This is a genomic window from Ningiella algicola, from assembly GCF_028401415.2.
Lineage (GTDB): Bacteria > Pseudomonadota > Gammaproteobacteria > Enterobacterales > Alteromonadaceae > Glaciecola.
Genome location: NZ_CP171821.2, coordinates 1795143 through 1807657, shown reverse-complemented (window position 1 = coordinate 1807657; position 12515 = coordinate 1795143). Strand labels below are relative to the sequence as shown.

General features: G+C 45.9%; 11 protein-coding genes and 1 pseudogene. 7 read left to right on the top strand and 5 right to left on the bottom strand.

What is annotated here, in order from left to right:
- Positions 1 to 37: 37 nt before the first annotated feature.
- Positions 38 to 1207 carry a metal-dependent hydrolase gene (locus tag PN836_RS07920; RefSeq protein WP_395344703.1) on the bottom strand — a complete coding sequence of 390 codons (1170 nt, stop codon included), beginning with the start codon at positions 1205 to 1207 and terminating at the stop codon, positions 38 to 40.
- Between the two features lie 129 nt (positions 1208 to 1336).
- On the opposite strand from PN836_RS07920, the gene PN836_RS07915 reads away from it, so the two are divergent.
- Genes PN836_RS07915 through PN836_RS07895 form a run of 5 tightly spaced genes read left to right on the top strand, consistent with a single transcriptional unit; the run spans position 1337 to position 6332 of the window.
- Positions 1337 to 1915, top strand: coding sequence for a UPF0149 family protein (locus tag PN836_RS07915; protein ID WP_395344702.1), 579 nt, complete (start codon positions 1337 to 1339; stop codon positions 1913 to 1915).
- 59 nt (positions 1916 to 1974) lie between these two features.
- The gene (gene pepP, locus PN836_RS07910; RefSeq protein ID WP_395344701.1) at positions 1975 to 3366 is read left to right on the top strand and encodes a Xaa-Pro aminopeptidase; all 1392 of its coding nucleotides are present in this window, start codon (positions 1975 to 1977) and stop codon (positions 3364 to 3366) included.
- A 14-nt stretch (positions 3367 to 3380) separates the two neighbouring features.
- Positions 3381 to 4628: an FAD-dependent monooxygenase gene (locus tag PN836_RS07905; RefSeq protein WP_395344700.1), complete on the top strand. Its 1248-nt coding sequence runs from the start codon at positions 3381 to 3383 to the stop codon at positions 4626 to 4628.
- The gene (locus PN836_RS07900) at positions 4625 to 5896 is read left to right on the top strand and encodes a UbiH/UbiF/VisC/COQ6 family ubiquinone biosynthesis hydroxylase (RefSeq protein ID WP_395344699.1); all 1272 of its coding nucleotides are present in this window, start codon (positions 4625 to 4627) and stop codon (positions 5894 to 5896) included. Before PN836_RS07905 ends, PN836_RS07900 begins: the two co-directional genes overlap by 4 nt.
- Before the next feature lie 4 nt (positions 5897 to 5900).
- The gene (locus PN836_RS07895; RefSeq protein ID WP_395344698.1) at positions 5901 to 6332 is read left to right on the top strand and encodes an MliC family protein; all 432 of its coding nucleotides are present in this window, start codon (positions 5901 to 5903) and stop codon (positions 6330 to 6332) included.
- 23 nt (positions 6333 to 6355) lie between these two features.
- On the opposite strand, the gene PN836_RS07890 is transcribed toward PN836_RS07895, so the two are convergent.
- Positions 6356 to 7312 carry a TM2 domain-containing protein gene (locus PN836_RS07890; protein ID WP_395344697.1) on the bottom strand — a complete coding sequence of 319 codons (957 nt, stop codon included), beginning with the start codon at positions 7310 to 7312 and terminating at the stop codon, positions 6356 to 6358.
- 52 nt (positions 7313 to 7364) lie between these two features.
- Between PN836_RS07890 and PN836_RS07885 the strand changes: the two are divergent.
- Positions 7365 to 7526 (top strand): annotated as a pseudogene (locus PN836_RS07885) (glyoxalase/bleomycin resistance/dioxygenase family protein); the annotation flags it as partial.
- Positions 7527 to 7755: 229 nt separating this feature from the next.
- The gene (locus PN836_RS07880; RefSeq protein ID WP_395344696.1) at positions 7756 to 9585 is read left to right on the top strand and encodes a choice-of-anchor I family protein; all 1830 of its coding nucleotides are present in this window, start codon (positions 7756 to 7758) and stop codon (positions 9583 to 9585) included.
- 149 nt (positions 9586 to 9734) lie between these two features.
- Here the strand turns inward: PN836_RS07880 and PN836_RS07875 are convergent, their stop codons facing one another.
- From PN836_RS07875 to PN836_RS07865, 3 genes are all read right to left on the bottom strand, one after another.
- Entirely contained in the window at positions 9735 to 11261 is a 1527-nt protein-coding gene (locus tag PN836_RS07875; protein ID WP_395345540.1) for an amidohydrolase family protein, read from the bottom strand.
- 108 nt (positions 11262 to 11369) lie between these two features.
- On the bottom strand, positions 11370 to 11540 hold the full coding sequence (locus PN836_RS07870) for a hypothetical protein (RefSeq protein ID WP_395344695.1): 171 nt from the start codon (positions 11538 to 11540) through the stop codon (positions 11370 to 11372).
- A gap of 95 nt (positions 11541 to 11635) precedes the next feature.
- Entirely contained in the window at positions 11636 to 12484 is an 849-nt protein-coding gene (locus tag PN836_RS07865) for a LysR family transcriptional regulator (protein WP_395344694.1), read from the bottom strand.
- Positions 12485 to 12515 lie beyond the last annotated feature (31 nt).

Genomic DNA, 12515 nt, shown 5'->3' with positions numbered 1-12515 from the left:
TCACGATAACAATCATAGTCAAGGATTTTAGGTCTTTCTAGTTTGCTTGTGTAGGATCAGCACATTGTCCTTGTGGAGGATGCGGTGCTAACGAAACATTTGGGTCAAATATGCGTGCCCAAATGTATTGCATTTTGCTAAAGTCTGGTCGATTCGCGACTTGTTCAAAATCACCTAGCTGGATTGCATCATTTTCTTTGACGCCTACGGTAAAATTGAATACATAGCTACATTCGACGCCCATGCGAAGGTCTGACAATATCACTTTGTCTTCTTCATTTTTAATGGCATAAAAACCTTTTGTAAACCACTTTAGGCGATTGACTCCCCATTCACTTTCAATATCAGCAATAAGAGAGCTGTCGGTTTGGTATGCATCAAAGCTGATTTGCTCTGGCGTATCCAGTATCGACGCGTAGGCCTCGAAGTAGTGTTCACTTTTAGCAGCGCTCATGCTGCCAATTGCATCGGAGGCCCTTGCGCTTGGCTCAACCATAACCACCACGCGCCATAAAAAAGTCGTGAAAGGAGCAGGCGTGCTGATAAACTGCTCCGCTTGAATGCCCTTTATGGCAAGTGCCTCTTCTACTTTTTGGTCGATATAAACCTTGGCACCTAATGACCACAGCACGTAAACACTGCTTAAAATTAATCCAATAGCGTTAGCTTTTTTCACCAAGGAATAGCGCAAGCGAGGAATGAGAGCAAATACAAAGCCAATGAGGAGCGGCAAAGTATAAAGCGGATCAATAATAAACAGGTTGGATATACCAACGGGATATTCTGTAAGCGGCCAGAACAATTGAGTTCCGTATACTGTGCAGCTATCGAGTAATGCGTGGGTCGATAAACATAAAAATACGAGATAGAACCATTTCACTTCGTAGCGACTGAAGCGTCCAAATATCCTTGGCGTCTGCGTCGTATCGCCGTGTTCTGCGACATACAGCTCGGTGTTATGTCGCTTATGCAGCTTAGCCAAAAGCCATGCAAAGAATGGCGCCACCATCAGGTGAACAATAAACGAATGGCTAAAGCTCCTGTGATAAGTAAATGCTTCCACCTCACCACCGTAGGGCAGAAATACATCTAAATCCGGAAGCGTGCCAAAAGCGGCCCCCCATAATGCGGCTTTGGGGCCTAATTGTTTGCCTAATACGGCATAACCAACTGCGCCACCAAGGGCAACTTGTGTAAGGGAATCCATGGAGTTTACTTATTGATTATTTGCTTATGCTACGCACCAGCGCTTATATCAGCTCAATCTTTGTTATTTTGGTGTCTCTTTGCTAGGCTTTAAACATATAAAACGCTTACAAATTATGAGTATCTTTTTTTGTCTGAACAAGCATCTATTTACGAAAATTACGAGCAGCTATCCAATAAGCTCAATCAAGAAAACATTATTGTGGATGGCGCTGAAGTCCACGGTATCCTTTGCGGTATGTTAGCAGGCGGGATGAACGTAGACGACCATGGTTGGGTAGAAGCCCTTGCCGATGTGATTAACCAGGGCGAAGCGCTTTCTGTTGACATGCAAGATGTAATCACCGAGCTGTATAATCAAATTTGCCAGCAGTTTATTGAACCTGATTTTGCACTAAAAATGTGTTTACCAGATGATGCTTCGCCCATAAACGAACGTGGACAAGCGTTAACACATTGGGTGCAAGGCTTTTTATTGGGTTTTGGACTGCATCAAGCCGATTTGACCAAATGTTCTGAGGACGTGAAAGAGGCACTTGAAGATTTTTCGCAAATTGTGCGCATGGACGAGCAAATGTCCGAAGATGAAGAGTCAGAACAAGCACTATTCGAAGTGGTTGAATATGTCAGAATTAGCGCCATGTTATGTTTTAATGAACTTGGCAAATCGCTGCTAGACTCGAGACAACATTCATCGGTTATCCACTAAGTCCAGCTGCATGCACGCCAAGTAATGTAAGTGATCACGCACCAAACTAACGAGCTTAAATGAGCCTACAAACATCTGATTTCATCCAGCGTCGCGAAGCTTTATTAGCACAATGCGAACCCTCAAGTATTGTCATTATTCCAGCGGCGCAAGGTGTGACGCGAAGCAATGATACCGAATATAGCTTCAGGCAAGACAGTGATTTTTGGTATTTATCTGGTTTTAACGAGCCGGATGCGATGCTCGTGCTGTCCAATGTGACCATTGCGAACAAAGGGAAGTCGCAGCATAAAAATAGCAAGCCTATGGGTTCTATTATGTTCATGCAAGCTAGCGATCCACACGCTGAAATTTGGCACGGCAGACGACTGGGGCTTGACCATGCGCCTGCATCGCTTGGGGTGGATGAGGCCTTTGATATTGAAAGCGCGGATGAGCTTTTGCCCGAGTTACTGAATCAGCATAAGCACGTATATTTTTGCTTGGACAAATACCCCTACGCGGATGCCATACTGCAAGGTGCGATCAGGCAATGTAAGTCAGCGCCAAAGCAAAGCCTGGTGGCGCCGACTCATATTATTGATGTTGCGCCAATGCTTCACGCCATGCGCAGAATCAAGTCAGCCGCAGAGCTTAAGATTATGCAACAAGCCGCATCAATTTCAGCCAATGCGCACAAGCGGGCAATGCAGATCGCTAAGCCCGGCATGTATGAGTATCAGCTAGAGGCCGAAATTCACCACGAATTTGCCATGAACGGTGCTAGAAACCCCGCGTATAGCACCATAGTGGGCAGCGGCGATAATGCGTGTATTTTGCACTACACCGAAAATAGCGACATGATTAACGACGGTGATTTGGTGTTGATTGATGCCGGATGTGAATTACAAGGCTACGCTGCTGATATTACGCGCACCTTTCCCGCAAACGGTGCGTTTTCACAAGCGCAGCGTGAACTGTATAACTTAGTGCTGAACAGCCAAATGGCGGCGCTTAAACATCTTAAAGCAGGTGCGTGCATCAGTGATGGAATGACCGCTTGCGTCGAAACCATGGTAGAGGGCTTAATTGCGCTTAATATTTTGCAAGGAACAAAAGCCCAAGCCTTAGAGCAAGAAAGCTGGCGAGCGTATTTTATGCACGGATTAGGTCACTATCTTGGCCTAGATGTTCACGATGTGGGCATATACAAACAATATGACCAAGATGTGCCTCTTGAGGTGGGAGTGGTGATGACAGTAGAGCCTGGCTTGTATATCGACGCACAAGCGAATGTGCCTAAACAATATCAAGGCATAGGCATTCGAATTGAAGATGATATTGTGATCACCTCTAATGGGCATAAAGTGTTGACCGCTGGCGTGCCTAAAACCATTGACGAAATTGAAGCATTGATGAGAGAAAACCGCGATTGCAATAACAAATTACGGTCAGCTCATGCAGTGTCGTAAAAGAGCGATGTTAAATGAGTGATAGCTTTGATGTGGTAATAGCCGGTGGCGGTGTGGTTGGCTGCGCCGCCGCTTTAGCACTTCTGAAAAAAACACATTTATCGGTAGCGGTCATCGAATCTTCCCCCCCTAAACAATCTGAACTTCACCCGAGTTTCGACGCTCGGGTCATTGCCCTTGCTAAGCAATCACTTGAATATTTAAATGACTGGCAATTTGATATGTCGGGCGTTGATGCACAAAAAATCAAGAAAATTCACGTGTCAGACCGTCATCATCTTGGTCAAACCGTGTTAGATGCGCATGATCTGGGAATTGACTGCTTAGGTCAGGTGGTTCGCTTGGAACAGTTAGGGTTTTCGCTATATCAGCAAATCAATGAAATCGGAAAAAGCGCCAAGGGTCGCTTAGCGTATTTTACCCCTGAGAAAATTGTTCAGGTGAAGCGTTTAAAAACCAAAGTATCGCTGGTAACAGATAAACGAAAGTTAGACGCTAAACTCTTGGTCATTGCCGAAGGTGCAGCCTCGAATACGCGCCAACTGCTTGGTTTAGAGCAAATTTGTGAAGATTACGAACAAAGCGCGATCATTGCCAATGTGCATACGCAGCTCCCGCATGAAGGTGTTGCCTATGAGCGTTTCACCAAATATGGGCCAATTGCATTATTGCCAATGTTCGACTCTGGCGATAGCGCTTCTAAAAACGACTATGCCAGCAATAAATCACAGCGCTTAATGTCATTAGTATGGACGACAAAAACCGAATACGCACAGCGCATACAGGCGCTCACTGAAGGAGAGTTCTTATCGGAGCTATCTTCACTATTTGGTTCACGCTTGGGACGCTTCGAACAGGCAAGCCAACGCTTCACTTACCCTTTGTCATTAAAACGAGTTCCGCAGTTTGCCAGCCACAGGTGCATCTGCATTGGCAATGCGGCACAAAACTTACATCCTATCGCGGGGCAAGGCTTTAATTTGGGCGTGCGGGATATTCATCAGTTAGCGTTAATACTTTTTGATGAATCGCAGTTTGCCGCTTCCAAAGATGCGGGAAGCTTTGCGATAAGCCAAGCTTACAAACAGATGCAATCCGAAGATAAGCAGCGCACTATTAAGGCTACCGATACATTGGTACGAAGTTTTTCTAATCAATATTTACCATTAGTGGTGGGGCGTAATAAAGCCTTAGCCATCTTAAATACTTGCTCACCTTTAAAAGCGCGATTTGCCCGCTTTGCAATGGGGGAGCGCGCATGAGTCAAAAGCGAGCTCAAAAAACGCCCAACACATCATTTACCCAATGCGACATTGTGATCGTGGGGGCAGGGATTGTTGGGCAAACGCTTGCGCTTTTATTGAATCAAGCCGGTCAGGCACAAAGCAAGTCAACCAAAACGGATGAGAAGCCACCGCTTTCAATCGTGATTGTAGACTCCCAGGAAGCCTTGGATACTGCTGAAGCGGCTGAATCCCCCACATTTTCACCGCGGGTCAGCGCCATCAGTGCAGCCAGCCAGAAAGTGTTAGAGCAAGCGGGGGTGTGGGATGCAATAAAACGTAAACAGGCATACACCCAAATGCAGGTGTGGGAATCGGACGGCTTCGGTAATATTGACTTTAATGCTAAGGAAATCAAAGCGGCCTCGCTCGGATACATTATTGAAAATGACCAAATTGTGTCAGGACTTTATTCAAAGGGCCTGGAGAAGGGTATTGATTATCGTTTAGGTCAGCGAATCGAGTCCATCAATATGGATTCGACAAACACGCAGAACAGTCCATGTCAGCTGGCGCTAAGCAACGGCTCTCAGATTTCAGCAAAGCTTTTAGTTGGTGCAGACGGAGCGAACTCGTTTGTTCGCGAGAAATTAGGGTTCAGGCAAACTTTTTGGGACTATGGACATACCGCAATTGTTGCTAACTTGCATACTGAACTAAAGCATGCAGACACTGCCCGCCAGGCTTTCATGCCGAGCGGGCCGCTCGCATTTTTACCGCTGGCAGATGCTCACCAATGCTCCATTGTATGGTCGCAACAAACTGACGAAGCAAAGCGTTTGTTGGCGCTACCTGATGCAGCGTTTTGCAAAGAAATTGCAATAGGTATAGATATGCATTTGGGCCAGTGCGAGCTTTCAAGCAAACGGTTTAGCTTTGGATTACGCATGCGATACTGCAGGCAGTGGGTGGACGAATCGGCAGTATTGATTGGTGATGCTGCACATACCATTCACCCCCTTGCAGGGCAGGGAGCTAATCTTGGGATTGGTGATGCGCTTGCGCTTGCTGAGAATATTAGTGCAAGCATAGAGCAGGGTAAGTCGTTTTATGCAAAACAGCAGTTGCGCAAATACGAACGCTATCGAAAGGCCCAGGCTCAAAAAGTCATTGCAAGCATGGAAGGCTTCAAACAACTATTCGCGGGCGACCTGCCAGCGAAAAAATTCATTAGAAACCTTGGTTTAGCGGGTGCAAATAAAATAAGTGCAGTTAAACAGTTTTTTATTCAACAAGCAGAGGGTTAGTTTGATGGGAGAATGCAAAAACACCTTAGCTTTAAAGAGGTGGCGAATCGCTTCTTACGCCAGTTTGCTCTTAAGTCTCATTGCCCTCGGTGCCTGCACGCCTAACACGACCGAACCCAGCGATGATGCAACGCAACAGCCAAGCCTGCAGTATCGGTGTGACAACGGTGAAATGCTGGTCGCACAGTACATCAACGAAGCGGACAAACAGTCTGCGCTGCTTAAATATCAAAACCGCGAGTTTAATATGTATTCAGTGAGGGCAGCCTCTGGCGCATCGTACGCGACTGAACAAGGCTTGGCGCCAGAAGAGGGGCTTATGTGGCGCACCCAAAAAGACGAGGGTTTGCTAATTAAAATGATACTTGATCATACTGTGTCGGCTGAAGACTATCCGATAATCACAAGGTGCGTGGTTAACGTCAACTCGGGATAAACGACAGCGCCAAGTAGCGCGCTCTAGATACCGTTAGTTAAATCAAGTCCTACATAAATACTGCCTAAGCACGCAATACTCATTGTCCAAACGACCCAATCACGGCGAGACAGTAGTATTTGGGTGGTTAATAATGCTCCAACAGGTGCCACGAACAAGTAAGTGAAAATGAGTGTTTGAAGGAATTCTGCGAAGGCTAAACTTATCCCCGTCCAAATAGATGCGTACTGTGATATTTCCAAAATGTTTGCAGCAAAAAATAGGATGGAAAATATCAAACCCAGCTCTAGATAGAGTCGGACTTCGGCTCTTGCCTTTGCACTAAATGGCGCAAAAAACACACCATAAATGGGGCGTAAGCTCAGTACCCAAATGTTACCAGGATCGACGCTGTAATAGTAAAGCCGAAGTTTATGAACCCAGCGCGTTAACGCGGCAATTATCGGGACTTTTGCGGCTAACTTCCAACGCGCCGCCGTTAATGAGGCAAGAATAAAAATTAGCAAGATGATGGTAGGTTCGTAAGTCCCGGTAGGACCTGAAATTACGCCTAAGATAAAGCCAATCAAGGTCAATAAAAACAAGCTTCCGTAAACACGACTTTTTGAACTTCGTCGCGCTACCCATCCGGGTGGTTCATTAATAATCAAGGCTGTTTTGGATGGCAGAAACGCTAAGCTTTGTGGTGGCTCTCCGGCGTCGTTACGGGCTTTTTCCTCACGGTTATGCTCAAACACCATAGTTTTGATGTTGAACATATCTATTAGCCACCACACTAACGCTCCGCCTCCCGTTAACAGCATTGCGGTAGCACTGAGTGTTTTACCTAAATAGAATCTATGTCCACCAAATATGCCAAAAAGAAGGCCAACGATAAATGCGACAGGGACATATTTGAATTTTGGACAGTACAGCTCATCAATCACCGTTTGAGAAAAGTCGGGGTCTGGGGAGAAAGCATGCACTTTTTTTGCGACCAAAAGAAAAATCTCCGTCTTATTAGGTTATATACCATTATATCGGAGCACAAACATGAAACGAATGCACGTACATTTGCGCGTTGACGACTTAGCAGCGAATATTGCGTTTTACTCAACGCTTTTTTCAAGTAAACCAGCCTTTGAGCAAGAAGAATATGCCAAATGGATGCTCGAGGATCCTAAACATAACTTCGCGCTGTCGACCCATGGCGATATAACAAGCTTACAAATTCGATTTTGTCGATTAAGCACCCACATCAATCCTCATCACCACTTACCTGTTACCTTTAAACGCCATCAAACACGAGATATTCGTTTTGCTTGTCTTTTCGTGCGCCTTCAATGTAACAAAGTCATCATAAAATTTTCACCAAACTGACATGTCTGTGCCTCAGCATTTGGCTCTTAAAAATTAGACCAATAAACGCTGAAGGAAAACAAGAATGTTTATGAAAAAGATTTTATCACTTGCAACCATAACTTGTTTATCTGCCGGACTATCCGGTTGTTTCTTAGAGGGGGATGATGGTGAGCAGGGCGCGACAGGTCCAGCTGGAGCAGAGGGGGTCTCTGGCCCAGTTGGGGCAAATGGCCAAGATGGCGCAAACTCCCCAACATCACTGAATACGACCTTATTGGGTCGAGCAGTATTGAACCCGGATGACCCTGAGGGCGCCGCTGAAATAGTCGCCTTTCAAGCAAGTAAAGGCTGGGTGTATGCTGTTAATAGCGCTGCTGATCCAGTGGTGGTAGAAATCATGGATATCAACAACTTGGACGCAGGTGCTCTAATGATGGATGCAGAAGGCATTTACAATAACACCAATCTTACTTCAGCCATCACACTAGATGTTAATAGCACCAGTAGCTTAACTGGAGAAGCCAACAGTCTCGCTTTTGACAACAATAATGATGTACTAGCTGTCGCTGTTGCCGCAGAAGAAACGGGTACTCGCGGCGCCGTTGCGTTTTACGATGTATCTGGTGATACGCCAGTGTTTCTGAAGAATGTTGAAGTAGGCTTTTTGCCTGACAGTGTCGCCTTTACGCATGATGGCAATAAAGCAATTGTCGCAAACGAAGGTGAGCCGGCAGGAGACTACAGTATTGACCCAGAAGGCTCGATTTCAATTATTGAGCTAACTGACGGCGTACCCGCTGACTTGCATATCGAGCTCACCTTCGAAGGTTTACTGCAATCTGAGCTTGAAGCACAGGGCGCTATTTTTGCAAACCCAAATGGCCGCACCATCAATGGAGCGCCTTACACCGCATCCGTAGCGAAGGACCTTGAACCGGAGTATGTTGGGATTAGTGAAGATGATTCTCTGGCCTTTGTTTCCATACAAGAAGCTAACGCAATGGCAATTGTGAACCTTACAGATAACACATTGGCAAGCGTTATTGGTTTAGGCTTTAAACATTGGAGTAGTCTTCAGCTAGATGCTTCTGATCGCGATGGAGGTATTAATTTTAAGAACTACCCAGGACTATTTGGCATGTATCAAGTTGACACTGTGGATAGTTACACTTGGAATGGCGTTAATTTCATTGTCACGGCTAATGAAGGTGACGGAAGAGAGTATTTCTTTGATGCTGAAGATGAAGCTGCGTGCATTGCAGCGGGCGGATTGGATTTCGATGAGGATGATGGCTGTTTGGCCTTTGTTGATGAAATACGCGTTGAAGACCTAAATCTAGCATCAAATTTTGATTACCTTAATAACAACGATGATGACATCGGGCGATTGTTAGTGAGTACTTTTAAAGGTTCAAGTGACGGGTCAATCGATGGTAGCGGCACTTATAACGAGTTATACACCTACGGTGCACGTTCTTTTACTATCTGGGATACAAATGGTTTAGTTGTGTTTGATTCAGGCGATGACATGGAGCGAATCACTGCTTCCATTTACGGTGGTCTTTTCAATAATAACAATGACGAAAACGAAGGTGATACTCGCTCTGATGCGAAAGGACCAGAGCCTGAAGCCCTAGCTCTTGGACAAATTGATGGGCGCCAATATGCCTTTGTGGGCCTTGAACGTATGGGCGGAGTCATGGCCTATGACATTACCAACCCATACAATGTGGCGTTTGTAAGCTACTTTAACAACCGAGGTGTGATGGAAGGTGAGGATATTACAGGCGATCTTGCGCCTGAAGGCATGACCTTTATTCATGCAGATGAAAGCCCCACTGGAGAAGCATTATTAGTCGTTGGTAACGAAGTATCCGGTAGTGTGTCTGTATGGCAAATAGAACCGCAATAAATAGTCATCCTTGAACGTCAGGATAGGTGAATATTGCACCTATCCTGTGTTTTAATCGCGGTGAAACGTCCTCAGTCTATGCCACATCAGAACGTCCATCGCCACCATAACTCTGAGGCTAAACAACGCCCGCTAGGTTAGCGTTAAGCCTACTGTTTCGCTTGCGCCACAATTTCTCGCACGTCCTCTAGCAAGGCTTTGGCGTCATACACGATGCCGTCTTTGATGGTGTATTTCACGCCGCCTACACGAGTAGGTTCATTGTTGTCATTCAAGCGATAGTGACCGGTGCCATAGAGTACCTTGAAGTTTTGAAGTGGGTTTTGGTCGACAATTACCAAATCAGCGAGTTTGCCGATGCTGACAGAGCCAATATCATCATCCATTCCCAGCGCTTGAGCACCATTTAGTGTCGCGGCTTGCACCACTTCGAAGGGATTAAAGCCGGCTTCTTGCAACAACTCCAGCTCGCTGATGTAGCCAAAGCCATAAATTTTGTAGATATAGCCTGAATCAGAGCCGGTGGTAACGCGCCCGCCATGGTTTTTATAATCATTTAGAAATTGCATCCACAAGCGAAAATTTTCCTTCCATGCAATTTCTTCAGACGTTGTCCAATCAAACCAATAAGAACCATGCGCATAGCGACTAGGCTTAAAGAACTCCCACAGGGTAGGTAGGGTATATTGCTCATGCCAGTCAGCATTTCGCTCGCGCATGGCATCGCGGCTGGCTTGGTAAATAGTCATGGTCGGGTTAATGGTAAAATCCAGTTCAATTAACTCATCGCGCACTGCATTCCACTTCTCGCTGCCCATAGGGGCCGCTTGTTTCCACAGCTTGCCAGCTTCAGCAAAACGATCTTGCTCGTTGTTATAATTATAGGTGGCTGGATAGTCCTGAATGACTTTTTCAGTAAACATAGCTTCTGGCAAGCCATACCAGTGCTCCATGGTGGTTAATCCCAAACGCGCTGAATCAATCACGTTCATGCTCATAACGTTAAGCTGAGCATGATGCATCATAGTACCTAAGCCTTGTTCTTTCGCTTCATCCAAAGCGGCTTCCATCACTTTAGGCGTTGCCCCAAAAAACTTAATGCCTTTTGCGCCATCTTTGGCAGCCCGCTTCACCCAATCACGGGCTTGTTTAGGCGTAAATATGGGTTTATCGCGACCCATGCCAAAGCCTAGGTAGGGAACAATACGCGGTGCAACAATCTGATTCTTTTCGCTTCGCTCAACGTGGTCGAGCACCCAATCTAGGCCATTAAAACTACCGGGCTCTCGCACGGTAGTAATGCCATGAGCAAGCCACAGTTTAAATACGTATTCAGCGGGAATATTATCGGCCGAACCCCCAATATGCCCATGCATGTCCACAAAACCGGGCAATACGTAGTGACCAGACAAGTCCATTTCTTGGTCGTTTTCATTAGCGACAGGCCGCCCCTCAGGTTTAATGGCTACGCCTGGATGCCCAACGCTTACGATATTGGTGATGCGATCGTCTTCAATCACAATATCCACAGGCCCGCGCATCGGCGCGCCTTCACCGTTAATTAAATTGACGCCGCGCAAAATCAAGCGCTCATAAGGACCCTTTCCTTCATCTGACGATGCGTTTGGGGCAGGTGGGTCGGCTAAGGCAGCATTGATTGTGCTTGCAAGAAGCATATTAATGAGAATAGCGGTTTTGAACATATGGTTAAGAGTGGCTTTCAATTGAGGTTTCACCTTGTTTATTATTTTTTAGTAGCTAAGCGTGCTGTTTCAAACAGGGAACTACATTGAGAATATGTCTTTACTTGTCAGATACCCTTGTTCTTTGCCTGATTTTTCCGAAAGCCGCAGCAGCTTTAAAAGCGCATAAGTTGCTTGATCGTACTCTTGTTGATTGAGTGCTCTTTTATCATTGGAGGATTGATTCAAATGGCGTGTAATTTTTAATTTCATTTTTTATCCTTATGCTTTTGAAACTAAATTACTACACGACTGATGCTGTGTCGAGAACGGACTTTTCGACATAAAAGCGGTATTGGGCTTCAGCCTTATTTAATCCGAGCACGAATATACTCAGAGAGTGTTTTGCTCACTTGCGGGTGCTGCGTGTCTTGATTAAACAAGCAAATGTTGATTTTACCCAAAGCCGGTAATCGCTTGTCTTTTACCGACACAAGTTCAGGCGGAAGCGAACTTTTTGCCAGAGCCGTGACCCCAAGGCCTTGTTTAATTGCCGCTATCAGGCCGTATAAATCGGCATGAGTATAGGTAATTCTCCATGGCTGAGTTTGCTGTTTGAGCATGTCGATAACGCGGCTTCGGTACACGCATCCTTCTGGCGCGAGTACCAGTTGCAAGGCGCTTTTGTTGAGTTTAAGCGTTGAGTCGCCCGCCCACACTAAGTCATCTTCTATCAGCACTTCACCGCGCTCAGAGGGGATATCTTTTGATAGCGCAAGAATCAAATCAAAGTCTTTGCGCTTGCTGCTGCTGAGTAAATCCCGAGACAGCGACGAGGTGACATCAAGCGATACATCCGGATAACGCTGGGAAAACTCGCCCACAATACTGGGCAGTAAAGTAGAGGCAAATTCACTAGGAATGCCCAGTCGTAAACGGCCGCGCAGGTTTTGTTGGCCGGTGAAGGTTTTAAACACTTCGTCATTAATGCTGAGCATGATTTTGGCTTGCTCATACACATATACACCATCGGCGTTGAGTTGATAGCTTTGACCTACCTTACTAAATAGTCGCTTACCCAACTGTCTTTCGAGTTTTTTGACTTGAAGGCTAATGGCTGGCTGTGAGCGTCCTAGCGCTTCGCCTGCTTTATTGAAGCTGCCTAAGTCGACAATGCTGACAAGCGTGCGTAAATTATCCAGTGATAGTTGTTTCATGCGTATTGTGTTGTGAGTTTTCCAGTTGCCG

What these genes read in the sequence shown, in the direction of transcription:
- PN836_RS07920 (WP_395344703.1), bottom strand. Translation starts at nt 1,207, where the DNA reads ATGGATTCCCTTACACAAGTTGCCCTTGGTGGCGCAGTTGGTTATGCC.
- pepP (WP_395344701.1), top strand. Translation starts at nt 1,975, where the DNA reads ATGAGCCTACAAACATCTGATTTCATCCAGCGTCGCGAAGCTTTATTA.
- PN836_RS07905 (WP_395344700.1), top strand. Translation starts at nt 3,381, where the DNA reads ATGAGTGATAGCTTTGATGTGGTAATAGCCGGTGGCGGTGTGGTTGGC.
- PN836_RS07900 (WP_395344699.1), top strand. Translation starts at nt 4,625, where the DNA reads ATGAGTCAAAAGCGAGCTCAAAAAACGCCCAACACATCATTTACCCAA.
- PN836_RS07895 (WP_395344698.1), top strand. Translation starts at nt 5,901, where the DNA reads ATGGGAGAATGCAAAAACACCTTAGCTTTAAAGAGGTGGCGAATCGCT.
- PN836_RS07880 (WP_395344696.1), top strand. Translation starts at nt 7,756, where the DNA reads ATGTTTATGAAAAAGATTTTATCACTTGCAACCATAACTTGTTTATCT.
- PN836_RS07875 (WP_395345540.1), bottom strand. Translation starts at nt 11,261, where the DNA reads ATGCTTCTTGCAAGCACAATCAATGCTGCCTTAGCCGACCCACCTGCC.
- PN836_RS07870 (WP_395344695.1), bottom strand. Translation starts at nt 11,540, where the DNA reads ATGAAATTAAAAATTACACGCCATTTGAATCAATCCTCCAATGATAAA.
- PN836_RS07865 (WP_395344694.1), bottom strand. Translation starts at nt 12,484, where the DNA reads ATGAAACAACTATCACTGGATAATTTACGCACGCTTGTCAGCATTGTC.